General features: G+C 60.7%; 16 protein-coding genes. 8 read left to right on the top strand and 8 right to left on the bottom strand.

Going from position 1 to position 19,141, the window contains the following annotated elements:
* Window positions 1-182: 182 nt before the first annotated feature.
* The 3 genes from BJ928_RS20155 to BJ928_RS20145 all read right to left on the bottom strand — a co-directional run bounded on the left by BJ928_RS20155 (window position 183) and on the right by BJ928_RS20145 (window position 5,762).
* Window positions 183-1,196, bottom strand: a complete 1,014-nt coding sequence (locus BJ928_RS20155; protein WP_052227818.1) for a flagellin — start codon at window positions 1,194-1,196, stop codon at window positions 183-185.
* 247 nt (window positions 1,197-1,443) lie between these two features.
* On the bottom strand, window positions 1,444-4,578 hold the full coding sequence (locus tag BJ928_RS20150; protein ID WP_047633901.1) for an efflux RND transporter permease subunit: 3,135 nt from the start codon (window positions 4,576-4,578) through the stop codon (window positions 1,444-1,446).
* A gap of 17 nt (window positions 4,579-4,595) precedes the next feature.
* Entirely contained in the window at window positions 4,596-5,762 is a 1,167-nt protein-coding gene (locus BJ928_RS20145) for an efflux RND transporter periplasmic adaptor subunit (RefSeq protein WP_047633813.1), read from the bottom strand.
* A 362-nt stretch (window positions 5,763-6,124) separates the two neighbouring features.
* Here BJ928_RS20145 and BJ928_RS20140 point away from each other — a divergent pair, with 362 nt between their 5' ends.
* Both BJ928_RS20140 and BJ928_RS20135 read left to right on the top strand, forming a co-directional pair.
* Window positions 6,125-8,590: a UvrD-helicase domain-containing protein gene (locus BJ928_RS20140; RefSeq protein ID WP_047633900.1), complete on the top strand. Its 2,466-nt coding sequence runs from the start codon at window positions 6,125-6,127 to the stop codon at window positions 8,588-8,590.
* A 397-nt stretch (window positions 8,591-8,987) separates the two neighbouring features.
* Window positions 8,988-9,272, top strand: coding sequence for a GIY-YIG nuclease family protein (locus BJ928_RS20135; RefSeq protein WP_047633812.1), 285 nt, complete (start codon window positions 8,988-8,990; stop codon window positions 9,270-9,272).
* On the opposite strand, the gene BJ928_RS20130 is transcribed toward BJ928_RS20135, so the two are convergent.
* Window positions 9,252-9,614: a helix-turn-helix domain-containing protein gene (locus tag BJ928_RS20130; protein ID WP_047633811.1), complete on the bottom strand. Its 363-nt coding sequence runs from the start codon at window positions 9,612-9,614 to the stop codon at window positions 9,252-9,254. The genes BJ928_RS20135 and BJ928_RS20130 overlap by 21 nt on opposite strands.
* Window positions 9,615-9,764: 150 nt before the next feature.
* On the opposite strand from BJ928_RS20130, the gene gstA reads away from it, so the two are divergent.
* A complete protein-coding gene (gene gstA, locus BJ928_RS20125) occupies window positions 9,765-10,400 on the top strand; it encodes a glutathione transferase GstA (RefSeq protein WP_047633810.1) in 636 nt (211 codons plus the stop codon).
* Between the two features lie 74 nt (window positions 10,401-10,474).
* Here the strand turns inward: gstA and BJ928_RS20120 are convergent, their stop codons facing one another.
* Both BJ928_RS20120 and BJ928_RS20115 read right to left on the bottom strand, forming a co-directional pair.
* Window positions 10,475-10,747 carry an Atu4866 domain-containing protein gene (locus tag BJ928_RS20120; RefSeq protein WP_245432438.1) on the bottom strand — a complete coding sequence of 91 codons (273 nt, stop codon included), beginning with the start codon at window positions 10,745-10,747 and terminating at the stop codon, window positions 10,475-10,477.
* Window positions 10,748-10,840: 93 nt separating this feature from the next.
* Window positions 10,841-11,566 (bottom strand): SDR family oxidoreductase, encoded by a 726-nt coding sequence (locus BJ928_RS20115; protein ID WP_047633807.1) that lies wholly within the window; start codon window positions 11,564-11,566, stop codon window positions 10,841-10,843.
* Between the two features lie 106 nt (window positions 11,567-11,672).
* Here BJ928_RS20115 and BJ928_RS20110 point away from each other — a divergent pair, with 106 nt between their 5' ends.
* Window positions 11,673-12,602 carry a LysR substrate-binding domain-containing protein gene (locus BJ928_RS20110; RefSeq protein WP_047633806.1) on the top strand — a complete coding sequence of 310 codons (930 nt, stop codon included), beginning with the start codon at window positions 11,673-11,675 and terminating at the stop codon, window positions 12,600-12,602.
* A 52-nt stretch (window positions 12,603-12,654) separates the two neighbouring features.
* Here BJ928_RS20110 and BJ928_RS20105 read toward each other — a convergent pair whose 3' ends face one another.
* The gene (locus tag BJ928_RS20105) at window positions 12,655-13,392 is read right to left on the bottom strand and encodes an SDR family oxidoreductase (protein ID WP_047633805.1); all 738 of its coding nucleotides are present in this window, start codon (window positions 13,390-13,392) and stop codon (window positions 12,655-12,657) included.
* 253 nt (window positions 13,393-13,645) lie between these two features.
* On the opposite strand from BJ928_RS20105, the gene BJ928_RS20100 reads away from it, so the two are divergent.
* From BJ928_RS20100 to BJ928_RS20085, 4 genes are all read left to right on the top strand, one after another.
* Complete coding sequence (locus BJ928_RS20100; RefSeq protein ID WP_245432432.1) at window positions 13,646-14,176, top strand: TetR/AcrR family transcriptional regulator; 531 nt, start codon at window positions 13,646-13,648, stop codon at window positions 14,174-14,176.
* Window positions 14,177-14,446: 270 nt separating this feature from the next.
* On the top strand, window positions 14,447-15,730 hold the full coding sequence (locus BJ928_RS20095) for a sugar MFS transporter (protein WP_047633899.1): 1,284 nt from the start codon (window positions 14,447-14,449) through the stop codon (window positions 15,728-15,730).
* 110 nt (window positions 15,731-15,840) lie between these two features.
* Window positions 15,841-16,464 (top strand): bifunctional nicotinamidase/pyrazinamidase, encoded by a 624-nt coding sequence (gene pncA / locus BJ928_RS20090; protein WP_047633803.1) that lies wholly within the window; start codon window positions 15,841-15,843, stop codon window positions 16,462-16,464.
* An 81-nt stretch (window positions 16,465-16,545) separates the two neighbouring features.
* Entirely contained in the window at window positions 16,546-17,631 is a 1,086-nt protein-coding gene (locus tag BJ928_RS20085; protein ID WP_047633802.1) for a glycosyltransferase family 1 protein, read from the top strand.
* 6 nt (window positions 17,632-17,637) lie between these two features.
* Here BJ928_RS20085 and BJ928_RS20080 read toward each other — a convergent pair whose 3' ends face one another.
* Window positions 17,638-19,023: a hypothetical protein gene (locus tag BJ928_RS20080; RefSeq protein ID WP_245432430.1), complete on the bottom strand. Its 1,386-nt coding sequence runs from the start codon at window positions 19,021-19,023 to the stop codon at window positions 17,638-17,640.
* Window positions 19,024-19,141: the final 118 nt, after the last annotated feature.

The following is a 19,141-nucleotide window of genomic DNA, read 5'->3' as shown; positions in this document are numbered from 1 at the left end:
TCCGGTTCGATGGCCGCAGCAGATATGAAGCATTACGGCAATATCATGAAGAGAAATCTTCTCCGGAGCTTTGTCCCCTGTGCATAGACTGTCGGCGAAGCTTTTTGGCAAAGCCGGCTTATCCAGATGCGTAAAGGCCGACATTTTCCGCGCCCAACGCCCCCGACCGCGCCCACCGTCAATCAGTGATTCTGGAAGAGTTGCAGAACCGTGTTGTAGCTCGCATTGGCGATCGCGAGGGATTGCAGCCCGAGCTGCTGCTGGGCCTGCAGCGCCAGAACCTTGCTCGACTGCTGTTCCATATCGGTATCCACAAGTTTACCGACGCCGCTGGTCAGCGAATCGCTGAGATTCTTGGCAAATTCGGTCTGAAGGCTGATGCGCGATTCGAGAGAGCCGAAGGCGGACCCGATCGTCTTGAGCTGGTTCAGCATTCCCGTCACCGTGTTGACCATGTCGACGATGGCGCCCCGGCTTGTGTTGGCATCGAGCGCGATTTCCACCTGGCCGCTCATATTGCCGTTCTGGCTGCCGATAAGCACATAATTCTTGGCAGCCCCCGCCTCCGTCGCGAAGGCCGTCGAGGTCAACACGCCATATCCGCCGGCGCCGCTCGACTGGTCATCGATCAGGTAGCGCGCATCGACCGAGGTGATCGGGCCGCTCGTCGAACTCACGCCCGCATAGCTCAACATGCCGATCGAGACAGTCCCGTTGCTGCCCCGGATCAGCGAGCCCGGAACTTCGTGCGGATCGGTCGGGTCGGCGCCGTCACGCAACACGATCCAGTTAACGCCATTGAATGTCGCCGACTCCCCTACGCTACGCAACTGCTGCTTGAGTTCCGTGATCTCGTCGTTGAGCTTCGTCTTGTCGACGCTGGTTTCGTAGGCGCTGACGAGTTTTGTTCTGATCTCGGTCACGACGTCGATCGCGCTGCTGACGCCCGTGGAGGCAGTACTGACGGTCGAGGCGGCAAGACCGAGCGCATCTTGAACCGACGAAATCGCGCCGATGTCGGTACGAGTCAGCGTCGAGATTTTCCAGTAGGTAGCATTGTCCTTGGCCGTCTGTATCCGTAGGCCCGACGACATCTGCCGCTCTGCGTTGGTCAATTTGGTCTGGGTGTCCCTCAGCACTTCCAGCGCTGTATTCACAGAGGGACTGACCCTGATGAAGGTCGAAAAAATACTCACGGCACATGAACTCCGAACGCAACGATACGCAACAAATACAAGGAAACATTGGAACCTTGCCGCGCTCACTCATGCGCGCGGGCCGAGCGTGTCGGCGAACGGGGACCGAGGCAAAACGACGCCTGCGCTCCGGCGGTTACATGCCGCCATGATTAGCAAACATGCTTAAAAAAGCGCTAAAGGATACGCTTGATTCACCATAAATCAGCGCAATAACGGCAACGGGTGCAACTCACCCGTGCCCATCCTATTCGGCGGCCCTGAGATTGACGAGCTTGGCGCGCAGCGCCGCATCGGACATCTCGTCATGCAGGCGCTGTTCCTCATGCGTCTGCGGCTTCGCAAAGCGGGCAATCAACAGATAGGCGACCGGTGTTATGTAAAGCGTGACCAGGGTGGCAAAACCCAGACCGCCGACGATGACCCAGCCGAGCGCGATGCGCGCCTCCGCCCCTGCCCCTTCGGCAAAGACCAGCGGTACGCCGCCAAGAATGGTGGCGATCATCGTCATCATCACAGGGCGCAGCCGCAGCGCGCATGCCTTTTCGATCGCTTCACGAACGCCCTCGCCCTTGTCACGAAGCTGGTTGGCGAACTCCACGATCAGAATGCCGTTCTTGGCCATGACGCCGACAAGCAGCACCAGGCCGATCTGGCTGTAGATATTGAGGCTTGAACCGGTGATGACGAGCGCAAAGACAGCGCAGGCAAGGCCCAGCGGCACCGTGGACATGATGATCAAAGACGACAGCACGCTTTCGAACTGCGCAGCCAGCACCAGGAAGATGATGACGATGGCAAAGCCGAACGTGAGCGCCATGCCGCTGGAATTTTCTTCCAGCGTCGCCGCTTCCGCCAGCGGCATCAATCTCGCGCCGGGCGGCAGGAGCGGTGTTGCGATCCGCGTGACTTCCTCGACGGCCTGTCCGAGCGACATCCCGTTCTTGAGGCCGGCGGTGATCGCAACCGAAGCCAGCTGTTGCTCGCGGGTCAATTGCGGCGCGACGGCATTCTCCTTCAATGATGCGATGACCGACATCGGCACGATCTTGCCGTCGCCGGTCTTCAAGAAGACGTTTTCGAGATCCGTGGGATCGTCGATCGGCCGCATCGTGGACGTCAGCAGCACCGGATAGGATTCGCCGGCGACGAATACGTCGACCACGGAACGCCCTTCGAGCAGCGACTGCAGCGCGATCGAAAGCCCGGATATGTCGATCCCGAGATCGGAGGCTCGCTCCCGATCGAAGGTGACCGAAACCTGCGCTTGCGTCGGCTCGTTGTTGAGCCGCGGCGTGTCGAACTTCCCCGTCTTGTCAAGCTCCTGCACCAGCTTCAACGCCGCCTCGGTCAGCGCCTGGTGATTGCTGCCGATGAGAGCCATCTGCACGCCACTGCCGGCACCACGGATTTTCAGGCTGTTGGCCTGAATGACATTGCCGCGCAGGGCCGGCACGCCGGCCATGGCGCGGTTGATGTCGGAAACGATCTCCTGCTGCGTGCGATGGCGCTCGCTCCAGGGCGCCAGCGTCAGCACCATGAAGCCGCTGTTCTTCTGGCTGTTCAGGCCCGATATCGCGTAGATATTTCTTATATCGCCGCTATCCATCAGCGGCTGCAGCCGCTCCTCGACGCGCTGCAGCTGATCCTTCGTGTAGTCGAGGCCGGCGCCCTGCGGCGTGGTAAGGCGCAGCATGACCATGGCACGGTCCTCGCTTGGCGTCAGCTCGCTCTTGACGTTCATGAAGGCCAGAACTGCGGCGGCCGCAAACACCGCGCAGAAGACGATGACGACAAACGGCGCGTTAAGACAGGCCCGGAGCGTCCGGCGATAGACGCCGGCAAAACGCTCGCCGAAACGGCCAAGCATCCCATGCTCCTCGCGCATCTCTTTGGTCAGCATCCGTGAAGCAAGCATGGGGCAGAGCGTCAGCGCCACGATCGACGACAGGCCTACCGAGAAGGCAAGCACGAAACCGAATTCACGGAACAGGCCACCTACCTGCCCCGGCAGGAAGGAGAGCGGAACGAACACAGCGGCAAGCGTTGCGGTGGTGGCGATGACGGCGAAGAAGACCTCGCGGGTGCCGAGCACGGCAGCGGCGCGCGGTCCGATCTTCTCCGCCCTGCGCCGTACGATATTCTCCAGTACGACGATCGCGTCGTCGACCACGAGGCCTGTTGCAAGCACGATCGCCAGCAGCGTCAGGATATTGACCGAGAAGCCAACCATATAGAGAGCGGCCAGCGTACCGATCAGCGCCACTGGCATGGTGACGACCGGGATCAGGGTTGCCCGCCAGTCGCGCAGGAAAAGATAGATGACCGCGGTGACGATCAACGCCGACAGGACGAGCGCCAGCACCACCTCATGGATCGCGCCCTCAATGAACAGGGCGTCATCGCTGGTAACGACGATGCGCGTGCCCTCCGGCAGCGATTTCGACAACTGGGCAACGACGGCCTTCACGCCTTCGGAAATGTTCAGCGTGTTCGACTGCGCCTGGCGGATGACGCCGAGGCCGACACCCTGCACGCCGTTCGAACGGAGCGCGGTCGTACCGTCGCGAGGCCCGAGCGTCACGGTCGCGACATCGGAGAGCCGCACGCGGTCTTTGATGATCAACCGGGAGAAATCCTCCGGCGTCTGCAACGCCGCCGTCGCGCGCACGACGATATCCTGGCGCGCGCTCTTCAACGATCCGGCCGGCACATCGAGCGCGGCGGTCGCAAGCGCCGTCGTCAGATCGCCGATCGTCAGGCCACGTCCGGCAAGGGCGGCCTGATCGACATCGATGCGGAAGACCTTCTCCTGATCGCCATAGAGCTCGACATCGGCAACGCCCTCGACAGCCGCAAGCCGGTCCTTGATTTCCTTGTCGACGAGCTGCGTCAGGTCGTCCATCGTCATCGTACTCGACGTGACGGCAAGGCGCATGATCGGCTGCGAATCCGAATCCGCCTTGACGATTTGCGGCGCATCCGCCTGATCCGGCAACTGTTCGGTGATCCGGCCGATGGCATCGCGGACATCGTTGGCGGCGACCGAAAGATCGGTCGCGTCGGAAAATTCCAGCGTCACCCTGCTCTGCCCGAAGGACGAGTTGGAGGAGACCGACTTCAGGCCGCTGACGCGGGCGACCGCCCCTTCGATGATCTTCGTCAACTCCTGATCGACCGTCTGCGGCGATGCGCCATCGAACACGGTTCTGACCGTGACAACAGGACGGTCGACATCAGGCAGTTCGCGGACCTCGACACCGAAATAGGCGGCAAGGCCGGCAACGACCATCAGCGTATTGAAGACCAGCGCCAGGATCGGCCGGCGCACGAACAGCGCGGTAAAGGATTGCTTGGCCGCGGCCGAACCGGCATCCGTCATGTCATCGCCACCGGCCATCATCGGATGATGACCTCCTTGGCCTCGGCAACATCGCGGGCAAAGCGAACCTGGCCCCCTTCGGTCACGCGCTGCAATCCTTCGATGACGATGAGATCGCCATTGCGGAGATCGCCCCTGACAAGAACGGCATCCGGATTGCGCTGCACGATGCTGACCCGCACCTTCGAGGACTTGCCGTCGACGACACGCCAGACATGCGCGCCAGCCCCATCCCATTGCACCGCGAGTGGATCGACTGAGGGGTAGGACTCGCCGGCAAACCTCATGCCGACATTGAAGGACATGCCGGCACGCAATTCATCGGAGGCGTTGTCGATGCGGGCGCGCACGCGCAACGTCCGGCTCGCGCCATCGACACGGTTGTCCACTGCTTCGACAGCCCCGGAAAACGCACGCCCCGGCAGCGCCACGGATGTGGCTTCCACCAGCTGGTCAACCTTGACCGTGTTGGCAAAGCGTTCCGGCACCCAGTAATCGACAAGGATTTCCGAGCGGTCGTCCAGCATGACGATACTGGTCGCCGTCGTCACATTGTCGCCGACGACCACGGGCACGATGCCGACGATACCGTCAATCGGCGCAACGATATCGCGTCGCTTCAGCGCCAGCTCCGCCGATTGCAGCGCCAGCTTTGCACCCTGTTCGACGATCTCGGCATCGAACACATCCATGCGCGAGACGGTGGATTTGATATTGCGGTAGAGCTGGGATTTCTCGACGGCGCTCTTCAGCGCGACCTCAGCCTGTCCACGCGCGATGATCTGCTCGTCGTCGTCGAGACGCGCCAGCACCTGGCCTTGCTTCACCCTGTCGCCGGACTTGATGAGAATTTCCCGGATCGTCCCGGCTGCCTGCGGCATGACGACGACCGAACGGATCGCGTCACCGGTACCGATCGCGCTCAAGCGATCGTTGACGATGCCGCTGACCACCGGCTCCGTCACGACAAGCGGTATGTTTTGGCCACGTCGTCCAGCGGAGCCAGCCGCCGTCTCTGCCTTTCCGTCCGCGGCACCATCGCGCGGTGCGATCCAAGCCACGACAGTCTCGGGGACACCTACCTTCTGCAGCAGGCCCGCCGCACTCGGCACGAAGGCCACGACAGCGGCAATGCCGGCTGCCAACAGGAAAAAAGACAAGGAAAGCTGCTTCCAGGCGGTCATGCACGTCTCCGGCTCGTTGTCAGAGGCGATGAAATCGCGTCGTTGGTTTTCTGTACGGCCCTTACACACCCAGCGCACTTACCAGGGCCAAATTCGGATCAGGCGGCTCTATAAAGCAAGATTGTGCCCGATTTGCTGCAATATCGTGTTTTTGAGCATATGCGACAAGTTTTGCCACAGATTATGACAAAGTTGTAATCTCGGCGTGGACAACGGTACGTTTCATCGACGCGTCGCGCACATCCACTCCACCATGAAAAGCGACCCTTCGACGCGCATTATGCACTGTGAATGTGCACTTTTTGTTCTAGTTTCGGCCCGTTTCTTTTGCCTTTCGGGGTAGAATCATTACATTGGGCGGCATGACCATTGGACATGACGATATTCCCTTCTTTGACGAGGAGCCGGAGCACATCGCGCCGCGCCGTCCCGAGCCGGCTGCAGGCAGGAGTGGCGGCGGCATAGCGGCCCGCGCGATGGCAGCGCGCGATAGCGGCCGCCGGCCGGACTATCTCTCCGGTCTCAATGCCGAGCAGGCCGAAGCCGTGGAAACGCTCGACGGTCCTGTTCTGGTGCTTGCGGGCGCCGGCACCGGCAAGACGCGCGTGCTGACCACCCGCATCGCCCATATCCTCTCCACCAACCGCGCCTTCCCCAGCCAAATACTCGCCGTGACGTTCACCAACAAGGCAGCACGCGAGATGAAGGAGCGCATCGCGCTGCTCGTCGGCGGTGCGGTCGAAGGCATGCCCTGGCTCGGCACCTTCCACTCGATCGGTGTCAAGCTGTTGCGCCGTCATGCCGAGCTGGTCGGCCTCACCTCCAGCTTCACCATTCTCGATACCGACGACGTCATCCGCCTAATCAAGCAGCTGATCCAGGCGGAGGGCCTCGACGACAAGCGCTGGCCGGCCAAGCAATTCGCCGGCATGATCGACACCTGGAAGAACAAGGGCCTCAGCCCCGCCGATATTCCGGAAGGCGACGCCCGCGCCTTCGCCAATGGCAAGGGACGCGAACTCTATACCGCCTATCAGAACCGACTGAAGACGCTGAACGCCTGTGACTTCGGCGATCTCCTGTTGCATCCGATCAATATGTTCCGGCAGAACCCGGATATTCTGAAGGATTACCATCAGCGCTTCCGCTATATTCTGGTCGACGAGTATCAGGACACCAACACGGCGCAGTACATGTGGCTGCGCCTGTTGGCGCAGCGGCAGAAGGGCGAACCGCAGAACGTCTGCTGCGTCGGCGACGACGACCAGTCGATCTATGGTTGGCGCGGCGCAGAGGTGGACAATATCCTGCGCTTCGAGAAAGATTTTCCCGGCGCCAAGGTCATCAAGCTCGAGCGCAACTACCGCTCCACCGAGCATATTCTCGGTGCTGCAGCACACTTGATCGCCCATAATGAGGGCCGGCTCGGCAAGACGCTGTTCACCGACCGCTCCGATCCCGACGATATCAAGGTGCAGGTACACGCCTCCTGGGATTCCGAGGAAGAAGCGCGCGCGATCGGCGAAGAGATCGAGCAGCTGCAGCGCAACAAGCACAATCTCAATGATATTTCGATCCTCGTGCGCGCCTCCTTCCAGATGCGCGAATTCGAAGACCGCTTCGTCACCCTCGGCCTGAACTACCGCGTCGTCGGCGGCCCTCGCTTCTACGAGCGCCTCGAAATCCGCGATGCCATGGCCTATTTCCGCCTCGTCTGCCAGCCGGCCGACGATCTCGCCTTCGAGCGCATCATCAACACGCCGAAGCGCGGCCTCGGCGACACCACCGTGCGCACCCTGCATGACTATGCCCGCGCCCGCGACATCCCGATGCTGACGGCGGCGGCCGATATCATCGAGACGGACGAAATGAAGCCGAAGGCGCGCAAGGCGCTGTTCGACGTCGTGCAGTCTTTCCGCCGTTGGCAGGGACTGCTCGAAAACACGCCGCATACCGAGCTTGCCGAGCAGATCCTTGAAGAGTCCGGCTATACGGACATGTGGAAGAACGACAAATCGGCGGAAGCGCCGGGACGCCTGGAAAACCTCAAGGAACTCATCCGTTCGATGGATAGTTTCGAATCCATGCGCGGCTTCCTCGAGCACGTGTCGCTGGTCATGGACGCCGAGCAGAACGAGAATCTCGACGCCGTCTCCATCATGACGCTGCACTCCGCCAAGGGCCTGGAATTCGACACGGTGTTCCTGCCCGGTTGGGAGGAAGGCTTGTTTCCGCATCAGCGCTCGCTGGACGAAAGCGGCCGCGCCGGTCTGGAGGAAGAGCGCCGCCTCGCCTATGTCGGCATCACCCGCGCCAAGCGCCGCTGCCACATCTGGTTCGTCTCCAATCGCCGCATCCACGGCCTCTGGCAATCGACAATCCCCTCCCGCTTCCTCGACGAGCTGCCGGAAACGCATGTTCAGGTCGCCGAAGTCGAACAGTCCTATGGCGGATACGGCCGCGGCGGCTACGGCCAGTCACGCTTCGACAAGGCCGAACCCTTCGCCAATTCCTATTCCACCCCCGGCTGGAAACGTGCTCAGGCCAACCGCAACGATGCGACGCGCGACAATTGGGGCAGCCGCTCCGGCCATGCCGTCGAACGCATCGGCTACGGCGAAAGCGGCCCGAAGGTACGCACCATCGATGGCGAGCTGGTGGCCAAATCCACCTCCGCCGAACCCTCAAAATTCATGGTCGGCGACCGCGTCTTCCACATCAAGTTCGGCAACGGGAATGTGTCCGAGATCGAAGGCAACAAGCTGACGATTGAGTTTGATCGCGCCGGACAGAAAAGAGTGCTGGACGGGTTTGTGGAGCGGGTTTGATCGGCAAGGTCGGCCATCTGGTTTTGGGACCGAGGGTCGCATACTGATACGGGCTGCGGGGTACTAGGAACGCCATAGGGCTCATCGCCTCTCATACACTCCGTCATCCTCGGGCTTGACCCGAGGACCCATGCACAAGCTTTCCGTCAAATTCATGCTTTCCATTTGAGGCGCGAACGAGAGTGCGGCGTCCTTGGTGGCGACAAAGTCGTCTGACACGGCAATCTCAACTAGGCAAATAGCGAGGCCTGTGCTTGGATCCTCGGGTCAAGCCCGAGGATGACGGCGTGTGAGGTATGCTGCGGTGGCATACCTGAGCACCAGCTACGCTCTCGGCTTCACGATCAACTGACTTCCAACTCTTGACGACCACCATCCCAACTAGCACAATACACGCATGGGTGGATGTACTTACATCATCACCAACCATAAACGAGGAACGCTCTACATCGGCGTCACGGCCGATATCGAGCGCCGCATCTACGCGCATCGCGAGGGCCTGACACCCGGCTTCGCGTGGAAATACGGCTGCACGCGGCTCGTCTGGTATGAGGACCACGCCGACATCGTTTCAGCCATACAGCGGGAGAAATCCTTGAAACGCTGGTATCGCCAATGGAAAATCGAGCTGATCGAAAAAGCCAATCCCGATTGGCGGGACTTATACTACGAACTCTGGTGAAGCCTGGCGCTCCTCAACCGCTTGCGCATCCCGGTCCTTGAGCCACAGCCCGAACTCCTTGACCACGGCCACTACCTTCTCCAGTCGGGTCCCATCCTCGGTCAGCGAATATTCAACCTTCACGGGAACCGTCGGATAGACCGTGCGCAGGATAAGGCCCGCCTCCTCCAGCGCGCGCAGGTCCAGCGTCAGCATTCTCTGGGAGATACCCGGCATCAGCCGTCGCAATTCGTTGAAGCGCTGGGGACCATCGACCAGATAGGACACGATCAGCAACCGCCAGCGGCCTCCCAGCAAATGCATCGCCTCCTCGACAGAGCATCCAGTCACGGTCTTTTTCATCAGCCATACCTCATGCCTGACGCGGTATAATTTTTGTACCTAGATGTCAAACTTTTCTGTTCTTACGATTCCATACCAATGGGACTACATGGTTCGGTGACCGTCTTTCCAAGGGAAGGCTGGCATTGGAAAACACCATGGAGACCCCTCGTGAAACTGTATTATCTGCCCGCGAGCTGTTCGCTTTCGCCCCATATCGTCATCAACGAACTCGGTCTTGACGTGGAACTGATCAAGGTCGATCACACCAGCCATAAGACCGAGACGGGACTGGATTTCTACGACATCAATCCGCACGGCTATGTCCCCCTTCTCGAGCTTGACGACGGCAATCTTCTCAGGGAGGGGCCGGCGATCGTCCAGTATCTGGCCGACCTGAAGCCCGAGGCCGGACTGGCGCCGGCCGCCGGCACGATGGCGCGCTACAAGCTGCAGGAGATGCTCGGCTTCCTGTCGACCGAAATCCACAAGGGCTTCATCCCGCTTCTCTATGCGCGGCTGGCGGGAAATTATGTCGAGACGGCAAGGCCGAAGCTCGAAAAGCGGTATCAATGGATCGACGCGCATCTCGCCGACCGTCCGTTTCTGATGGGCGAGAGCTTTTCGGTGGCCGATGCCTATCTGTTTGCACTGACGGGATGGGGCCAGGCGGCATGGCTCAAATCCTACTACAAGGCAGGCATCCACTTCGATGAGCTCGATCATCTCAGGGTCTGGTACATCCGCATGAGACAGCGCGCGGCGGTGCGTAAATCCATCGTGGAGGAAGGATTGGCATTCGATTGAGCGCGGCAGCCGATAACAAGAAGAAGGCCACCGCGAGATATTCCCAGTCTCGCGGTGGCGTCCTTCAGCAAACGCTACTTCTGGCGATAGAGGATCATGCCGCCGTGGTGGAGTACGTCATCGATGAAATCTCCATCGGCGGTGAAGCCGGTATCGTCCCAGTAGTCGATATGGTTGCCGCGAACTTCATAGCGTCCCTGATAGGCGCTTTCGCGCCGGCCGCGCGCTTCGTCATAGCGGCCGTTCGGCAGCAGATTGTGGCGCACATAGCCATCGGCTGTAACCCACATGCCGGCATAGGGATGGTTCTGCTGGATGGTCGCGGATGCATTGAGTTTGCTGTTCATGGTGGCGTAGACCTCTGATGTGGCGATGAATATGGCGCAGGCGGCGAGAGCCAGAGCGAAACTCTGGATTGGCACGACCATCTCCACCACCGCTTAGGTGTTGGCCGTCGGGCGTACGACGATCTCGTTGACGTCGACGTCCCCGGGCTGCTCGATGGCGAAGCGCACGGCGCGGGCGATGGCATCCGGCTTCAAGGCGATGGCGCGATAGGTCTTCATGGCTTCCACGGCGACCGGATCGGTGATCGTATGAGCAAGCTCGCTTTCGACAACGCCGGGATGGATGCAGGTCACGCGCAGCGTCTTGTGCTCCTGGCGCAATCCGTCCGAGATTGCCCGCACTGCATATTTGGTGGCGCAGTAGACCGCAGCGGTCGGTGAGACCGCGAGCGCTCCTATCGAGGCGATGTTGATGATCTGGCCGGAATTGCGCGTGATCATCTCGGGCAGAACCGCGGCAATGCCGTAAAGCACGCCCTTGATGTTCACATCGACCATCCGGTCCCATTCCTCGACCTTCAGCGACGCCATCAGCGACAGCGGCATCACGCCGGCATTGTTGACGATAACGTCGACGCGGCCCCACTTTTCGCGGGCGGCATTCACGAAGGCATCGAAGCTCTGACGATCCGTCACGTCGAGGGGATGAGCAAGCACCGCACCGCCCGCCGCGTTCAATTCGGCGGCCAGCGCCTCCAGGCGCTCTACGCGCCTTGCCCCCAGCGCCACTTTCGCGCCAGCGGCGGCAAGTTCGCGGGCAATGCCCTCCCCAATCCCGCTTGAAGCACCCGTGATCAGAATGACTTTATCCATCGGCATGACCTCTTCCTTTCGTGGTCCATGTTGTGAGGCCTTGACTGTACGGATCGGCTATTGTTTCGATAAGCCATCACTTCCTTGCCAGATTGGAAAGAAAAAATAACCAATGGAGCCAGATCTAAATGCGCTCGCAGTCTTTGCGCTCGTTGCGGAAGAGCGAAGCTTCCGGGCTGCGGCGACACGGCTCGGAGTGACGCGCTCCGCCGTCAGCCAGACGATCCGTCGCCTGGAAGAAAACCTCGGGATCGCGCTTGTGTTGCGCACAACACGCAGCGTCAGCCTCACCGAAGCCGGCGAGCGGCTTTATGAAAGGGTCGCACCGGCAGTCGAGGAAATGCGCACGGCGTTGGAAAAGACCGAAGCGCTGACGGAGCTTCCGCGCGGCCGCCTGCGGCTTGCGGTCTCCTCAATCGCCGAACGTTTTCTGGCCGGACCGCTCCTCGCTGCCTTCGTTCACCAATATTCCGAGGTGGAGCTGGATATTACCGTCACGGACGATGAATTCGACATCGTCGCCGAAGGCTATGATGCGGGCGTCCGGCTGGGTGAGGTCATCGCGCAGGATATGATTGCCGTGCCGATCGCCGGCGCCGAGCGGCAGCTGGCCGTCTGCGCCCCGTCCTACCGCGAACGTTTCGGGGCACCATCGCACCCGGCGGAGCTTGCGAACCACGCCTGCATCGGCTGGCGCCCCTCCCCGAAATCCGCGCCGTATCGCTGGGAGTTCGCTGACGCGGGCAGGGAATTCAGCGTCGCCGTGCCTTCGACCATCACCACCAACGACATGGGCCTGATGATCAAGCTTGCCGTGGCCGGCGCCGGCATCTCCTTCGGCATGGAGGAGAGCTTTCGCCCCTTTATCGGCCGTGGAGAACTGCTGCCGGTTCTGGAAGAATACAGCCCCTATTTTGCGGGCTTCTATCTCTATTATCCAAGCCGGCGAAACACTGCTCCGAAGCTTCGAGCGCTGATCGAGCATGTCAGGCGCTTCCCCGCCGGCGACGAAGGGCGGGGAAGCAGCGATCAAACCGGATAATCCGCTTCACCGCCCCGAGGTTGTCTCGGATTTTCAGGACGCATCGCCAACCTCAATTGCGCCCGCCATTCGCCCGGATGATCTGGCCGTTGATCCAGCCGCTTTGAGCACTCGCGAGAAACGACACGATCTCAGCGATCTCTTCCGGCAGCCCGAGACGGCCGAGTGGAATGTCGTTGATCAGCCGCTGGATCAGTTCCTCAGAGCGCCCCTTAAAAAGCAACGCCGTTGCTATAGGCCCGGGTGCCACCGCATTGACCGTCACGCTGCGCGGGCCGAGCTCCTTGGCGAGCGTATGCGTCATGGCTTCCACCGCCGCCTTCGTCGCCGCATAGACGCCGTTGCCTGGAGAATAATGGCCGATGATGCTGGTGGACAGGTTAATGATGCGGCCGCCGTCGCGCACCCGCCTTGCACCCTCGCGCATTCCATTGAAGGTGCCCGTAAGATTGACGGCGATCTGCTGTTGAAAATCCTCATCGCTTACCCGAGCCAAGGGCGAGAATTTGCTGATCCCTGCATTGTTGACGAGCACATCGACCTTTCCGAATTCGGCTTCGGCACGATCGAACAATGCCGCCACGGCGAGAGCGTCGGCGACGTCCGCACGGACGGCAATCGCGCGGCCGCCCGCTAACTCGATGCCGCCAACGACATCCTCAGCCTCTCCGGCACTCGATGCGTAATTGACGATGATCTGAAAGCCATCGGTGGCCAGTTGTTTCGCAATGGCAGCCCCGATACCCTTCGATGCGCCGGTGACGATTGCGGTTTTGATTTCGCTGGACATGTATTCTCTCCTTTGCCTTTCCGTCCCCAACGGCAAACATCGCGCACGCGGGCGCTCTCGAACACGCCGGGGAACTCAATCCCCGGATGTCGCTGGAACGCTTGTGTCGTTGGGCTCTGACCTGTAATATGAGCGATAATTCGCTTTTTACTACTCGCATTCCAGGAACATGTCCGAGAGCCCTCTGAAGAGCCGTCCCGCGCCGAGAAAAGCGCCAAAACAAGCCCGTTCGCTCGCAACCGTCGGAGCGATCGTGGAGGCTGCAGCTCGTATTTTGGAGGAACGCGGCCATGAAGCCTTTTCCACCAATGCCGTCGCGGAGAAGGCCGGCGTCAGCGTCGGCTCGCTCTATCAATATTTTCCGCGCAAGGACGCCTTGATCGGAGCGTTGATTTTTCGAGAAACGAGCCGCCTCGTCGAAGAGGCGGAACGAGCGGCCGAACAAGCGACCGCCAGCGAAGCTCTATCGGCGCTCATCCTGCCCTGCGTCGAACAGCAGCTTCGTCGCCCTGCCCTCGCCCGCCTGCTCGATTTCGAAGAAGCGCGCCTGCCGCTCGATACCGCCACTGAACAGGTGAAGATGCGTTTCTTCGAGCTCACGCGCGTAACGCTCCAGCGACCGGACCTGCCGCCGCAGGCCGATATCGATGTCGCAAGCCGCGATGTGGTTGCCATCATCAAGGGAATGGTCGATGCCGCCGGAGAACATGGCGATGAGGATAAAGCCCAGCTGGCGCAGCGCGTAAAGCGCGCTGTGCTCGGCTATCTCGGCACTCAAGGCTGAGATTCACAACAGGCGCATTATCCAAAGTCAGAGAGAGTGTCCCGCTATTCCATGTTTGCAAGTGATTGCATTGCAGCATTGCAAAATCCGCATCACTAGCAAGCTACCAATATGAGCCTAATCGATTATATCGATTTAAGCGGCTTCGGGATTCCGCGCCTCCTGCGGGCATCTCGGCAAGCCGCTGCCATCCTTTCTTTCGGCCCGTTCGGGGCTTTCGCCCGGGTCGAATCTCGAAGCCTGGCAGCAACAAGAACCGAGGATAAAAAAGTGGCTGGCTCAGCAACAAGCTCTGCGCCCACCAGCGCCCGTGCATCCGCACACCATGGCCAGGGCAATTACCAATTCGCGCTTATCGCACTCACCTCACTCTTTTTCATGTGGGGCTTCATCACCTGCCTGAACGACATTCTCGTTCCGCACCTGAAGAGCGTCTTTCAGCTCAACTACACGCAAGCGATGCTTATTCAGCTCTGCTTCTTCGGCGCATACTTTATCGTATCGCTGCCAGCCGGAGCGCTGGTGAAGCGCATCACCTACAAGTGGGGCATCGTCGTCGGCCTGGCGATCGCGGCAATCGGCTGTGCCTTATTCATCCCGGCCGCCAGCTACCGCGTCTATGGCCTTTTCCTAGGCGCTCTTTTCGTGCTCGCCACCGGTATCACGATCCTGCAGGTCGCGGCCAATCCCTATGTCACTGTATTGGGACCACCCGATACCGCCGCCAGCCGCCTGAACCTGACGCAGGCCTTCAATTCGCTCGGCACGACGATTGCGCCTTACTTCGGAGCGATGCTGATCCTGTCCGCAGCGACCGTTGCCGCCGCCAACGCCACTCCCGAACAGATCGACGCCATGCGCCTTGCCGAAGCCGGTGCGGTCAAGTTCCCCTATCTGCTTCTCGCTGCGGCCTTTCTGGTGCTCGCCGCCGTCTTCGCAGCCCTCAAGCTTCCTGAAGTCGAAGACGAGGAAACCGTCGAACCGATGCGCGGCGGCGGTTCCGCCTGGCAATATCGCCACCTCGTGCTCGGTGCCGTCGGCATTTTCGTTTATGTCGGCGCCGAAGTCAGCGTTGGCAGCTTCCTCGTCAACTTCCTGAGCCAGCCCGATATCGCCCATCTCTCCGAGGCCGACGCGGCCCACTACGTCTCCTATTTCTGGGGTGGCGCCATGATCGGGCGCTTCGTCGGCTCGGCAATCATGCGCCACATCGATGATGGCAAGGCGCTCGCCTTCAATGCCGCTATTGCGATCATTCTTCTGCTGGTGACCGTGCTCACGACCGGTCATGTCGCCATGTGGTCGGTGCTGGCGATCGGCCTGTTCAACTCCATCATGTTCCCGACGATCTTCAGCCTGGCGCTGCACGGCCTCGGCAAATATACGAGCCAGGGCTCGGGCATTCTGTGCCTTGCCATCGTCGGTGGCGCGATTCTGCCGGTCATTCAGGGCGGCCTTGCCGATACGATCGGCATCCATCTCGCCTTCCTGATGCCGATCATCTGCTACCTCTACATCGCCTTCTACGGGCTCAAGGGCCACAAGCCTGCTTGAGGCCTGACATAAGCTTTGCGCCTCGCCGATCGACTGGCGGGGCGCAAAGGGCTTGATCCGAACCGCGCTGCTTGGCATCGTGCAGCGCAACAAGACGGAAGGAAGGCCCCATGAAAGCATTGCTGCTCATCGACATTCAGAACGGCTTCTGCCCCGGCGGAAATCTGCCCGTGCCGGAGGGAGATCAGGTGGTATCCGTCGCCAACCAGCTCATCGACAGCGGCAAATACGATCTGATCGTCGCGTCGCAGGACTGGCATCCGGCCGGCCACGGCAGTTTCGCTTCCTCCCATGCCGGCAAGAAACCGTTCGAAATGGGTACGCTTTCTGGCAAGCCGCAAATGATGTGGCCCGACCATTGCGTCCAGAACAGCAAAGACGCCGAATTTCACCCGGGCCTCCATGTGGACGCAATCGACTTCATCCAGCAAAAGGGCCAGAACCCAGCAGTCGACAGCTATTCCGCCTTTCGTGACAACGATCAAGCAGCCCTTACCGGACTGGCTGCCTATCTGCGCAACAGGGATGTTACCGAAATCGATCTCTGCGGACTGGCCACGGACTATTGCGTAAAATTCTCGGCGCTTGATGCCGTCGAAATGCTGCCCGATGTCACAGTCCGCTTCATCGAGGATGCCAGTCGCGGCATCGATCCGGTCGGCGTTCTGGCGGCGATCGACGATATGCGCACCCATGGTGTCGCCATCATCGACAGCAAGGAAGCGCTTGCCTAAAATCGCGCGGGCCAAGGTAAACCTTCCCTAAACAAAATGGTGCAAGCTATGTCCCGTCAATAAGTTATCGGGATCTCTGGCGTGCAGTCGATTGTCATCAACGGGCGTTTCCTTGGCCAGCCCTTATCAGGTGTGCAGCGCTTCGCGCGCGAACTCACTCTGGCGCTCGACCGCAAGATCTCCTCCGGTGCCCTGCCCGCCTCATTGAAAGGTGCCCGCTGGCGTCTCGCCGTTCCGCGCAACACACCGATCGACCTCAGGCTTTCCGCTATCGAAATCGATAGTTTCGGCTCCGGCCCGGGCCATGTCTGGGAGCAGACGTCGCTGCTGTCTCATTCGCGCGGCAGCCGGCTCATCGGCTTCGGCGGCAGCGGCCCGCTTCTGCACCGCCGCCAGGCCGTCGTCATCCATGACGTGACGATCTTCCGCCATCCGCAATCCTTCAGGCGCAGCTACCGCCTGCTGCACGGGGCGCTCGGCACGGTGCTGACCCGCACAGCAAAAATCGGCACCGTCTCCGAATTTTCGCGGCGCGAGCTTGCTTCCGTGTTCCGGGTGCCTACAGCCGGTATCGACGTCGTCTACAACGCGGTCGATCACTACGCAGCCATCGAACCAGATGAAGCCGTCATCGAGCGGCTCGGCCTGAAGACGAATGGCTTCTTCCTGCTCGTCGGCACTATGAAGCCGAACAAGAACCTCGACTTCGCCATTCGCGCCTTCGAGACGCTGAAGGATGACGATCAGAAGCTCGTGGTCGTCGGCGGGTCCGCGCCGACCGTCTTCAAATCGGATGACCAGCAGTCGAACGACAAGCTGCTTTTCCCCGGCCGCCTCAGCGATGCCGAGATCGCTGCCTTGGAGCGTCACGCCACGGCCTTCGTCTTCCCGAGCCTCTATGAAGGTTTCGGCATCCCGCCGCTGGAGGCGATGACGCAGGGCTGTCCGGTGCTTGCAGCCGATATTCCGGCCGTGCGCGAGGCGTCGGGCGACGCCGCGCTCTATTTCGATCCGTTCCGGCAGGATGAGCTCGTTTCCGCGATGCGAAGGATCGCGACCGATGATGCGCTGCGCCAAGACCTGCGCCGACGGGGCCACGAGAACGTCACGCGCTTCTCCTGGGACGGCAGTGCCGACCGCGTGCTGTCCATTCTCGAAGATCTTTGAGAGATTTCAGGACCGGGCCTGCGGCCGGAACATGGTGATGAAATAGCTATAGAGGCCGAGCAGGCAGAAAAGCGCGCCGCCGACCACGCCCACCGCCACCGATATCCACAACGAATAGCCGAAACCGGCCGTCGCCAGCACCGGAACGGTCAATCCAATGGCGGATAGGATGACAGGCGGCCAGACGAAGTCGAATGAGAGGGACAGCATGACCCTGACGCCGATCGCCATGGTGCAAATCGCGCCGATCATGCCTCCTGCCATGAGGGCGGCATCGCTGAAAGAGCCGAGATAGCCACCCATCAGTGTCCCCGCGTTCAGCAATACACAATCGAGCGCCGCGAGCAGGAAGATCGTCATGAGTCGATGCTGCAGATGCGCAGGCGTCGGCATCATGTTGGCCGTCAGCGCCCGGCAGGTTGCAAGGCCGATGACGAAGGGAGCCACGGAAAGAAATTCATTGCGCAAGCCGGCTGCGATCACCAATTGCCCGACCGGTTGCAGCAGCGCGAAAATACCGGCGGCGGTCATCAGCGTCAGGCCGGTCAGCAGTGAATAATATTGCCCGAGCTGCTTCGCAAAGGCCGGCGTCACCCCGCCGCGATCATAGGTCGCGACGACATCGGGATACTGAATGGCCTGCAGGGCCGAGACGATCAGCACGAAAGGTCGCTGCAGCAGATCGAGCGCCAGGAGAGCACCGGCTGCACCTCCCGCCCCCAGCATGGCTGTGAGTATGGATTTCAATCCCAGCGGTGTCAGCATGCCGATTACGGAGGCGCTGGCGGCCACGCTGCCATAGACGAAATGCTTGCGCACCAGCGTCGGCTGGAAAGGCGCTGCCTCGTGCAGACTGTTGCGGGTCAGAAATGCGGCAAGCAGGCCATAGGCGAGATAGCCGGCCATCAAGCCGATAACGGTGCATGTGAAATTCGGGGTGACGGCAGCGCCCACAAGCGTGCCGATTGCGAGAATCGTGGCACGCGAGCCCTGTAGTCGCGAGAAGACGCGAAACTCCTGCCGGAAGCGGAGCATGGTCAGATGCAGGTCGCTACCGCCCTGGAAAATCGCGACCAGACCGCCAAGCACGGCAATCTCCGCGGAGACCGAAAAGAAGATGGAGGCGGAGGCAGCGATCAGGCAGATCGCCGAGCACGCCGCAAATTCGACGGTCAACGCCTTGCGTTCCAGCGCCTCGCTTCCAGGCCCCTGCCCCGGATAGAACCGGCTGCAGGCAAAACGGACCCATTCGAAACAGAAGATCGCCGCGAACTGGCTGATGGAGATGAACAGCGAATAGGCCGCATAATCCGCCGGAGCCAGCAGATGCGCAACAGCGATCAGCAGCCCGAAGGCCACCGCCGCCTGATAGAAATATGCAGCCAATGCCACGATCTTCGCCATGCCGGCAGCTAACAGCAAAAGATTGAGGAAAGCGCTAACTCCACTGGGACAATTACGGCAGTGGATGTGGACAATCCGGTGTCCGGCCTATCCGCGAGCCGGACGT

This window comes from Rhizobium sp. WW_1 (genome assembly GCF_003610155.1).
Taxonomy (GTDB): domain Bacteria; phylum Pseudomonadota; class Alphaproteobacteria; order Rhizobiales; family Rhizobiaceae; genus Rhizobium; species Rhizobium tropici_A.
This window is presented reverse-complemented; position numbering and strand designations above follow the sequence as displayed.

Bases quoted from the DNA above. Each gene is read 5' to 3' on its own strand.
- BJ928_RS20150 (WP_047633901.1), bottom strand. From the start codon at position 4,578: ATGACGGATGCCGGTTCGGCCGCGGCCAAGCAATCCTTTACCGCGCTG.
- BJ928_RS20145 (WP_047633813.1), bottom strand. From the start codon at position 5,762: ATGACCGCCTGGAAGCAGCTTTCCTTGTCTTTTTTCCTGTTGGCAGCC.
- BJ928_RS20140 (WP_047633900.1), top strand. From the start codon at position 6,125: ATGACCATTGGACATGACGATATTCCCTTCTTTGACGAGGAGCCGGAG.
- BJ928_RS20135 (WP_047633812.1), top strand. From the start codon at position 8,988: ATGGGTGGATGTACTTACATCATCACCAACCATAAACGAGGAACGCTC.
- BJ928_RS20130 (WP_047633811.1), bottom strand. From the start codon at position 9,614: ATGAAAAAGACCGTGACTGGATGCTCTGTCGAGGAGGCGATGCATTTG.
- BJ928_RS20120 (WP_245432438.1), bottom strand. From the start codon at position 10,747: ATGAACAGCAAACTCAATGCATCCGCGACCATCCAGCAGAACCATCCC.
- BJ928_RS20115 (WP_047633807.1), bottom strand. From the start codon at position 11,566: ATGCCGATGGATAAAGTCATTCTGATCACGGGTGCTTCAAGCGGGATT.
- BJ928_RS20110 (WP_047633806.1), top strand. From the start codon at position 11,673: ATGGAGCCAGATCTAAATGCGCTCGCAGTCTTTGCGCTCGTTGCGGAA.
- BJ928_RS20105 (WP_047633805.1), bottom strand. From the start codon at position 13,392: ATGTCCAGCGAAATCAAAACCGCAATCGTCACCGGCGCATCGAAGGGT.
- pncA (WP_047633803.1), top strand. From the start codon at position 15,841: ATGAAAGCATTGCTGCTCATCGACATTCAGAACGGCTTCTGCCCCGGC.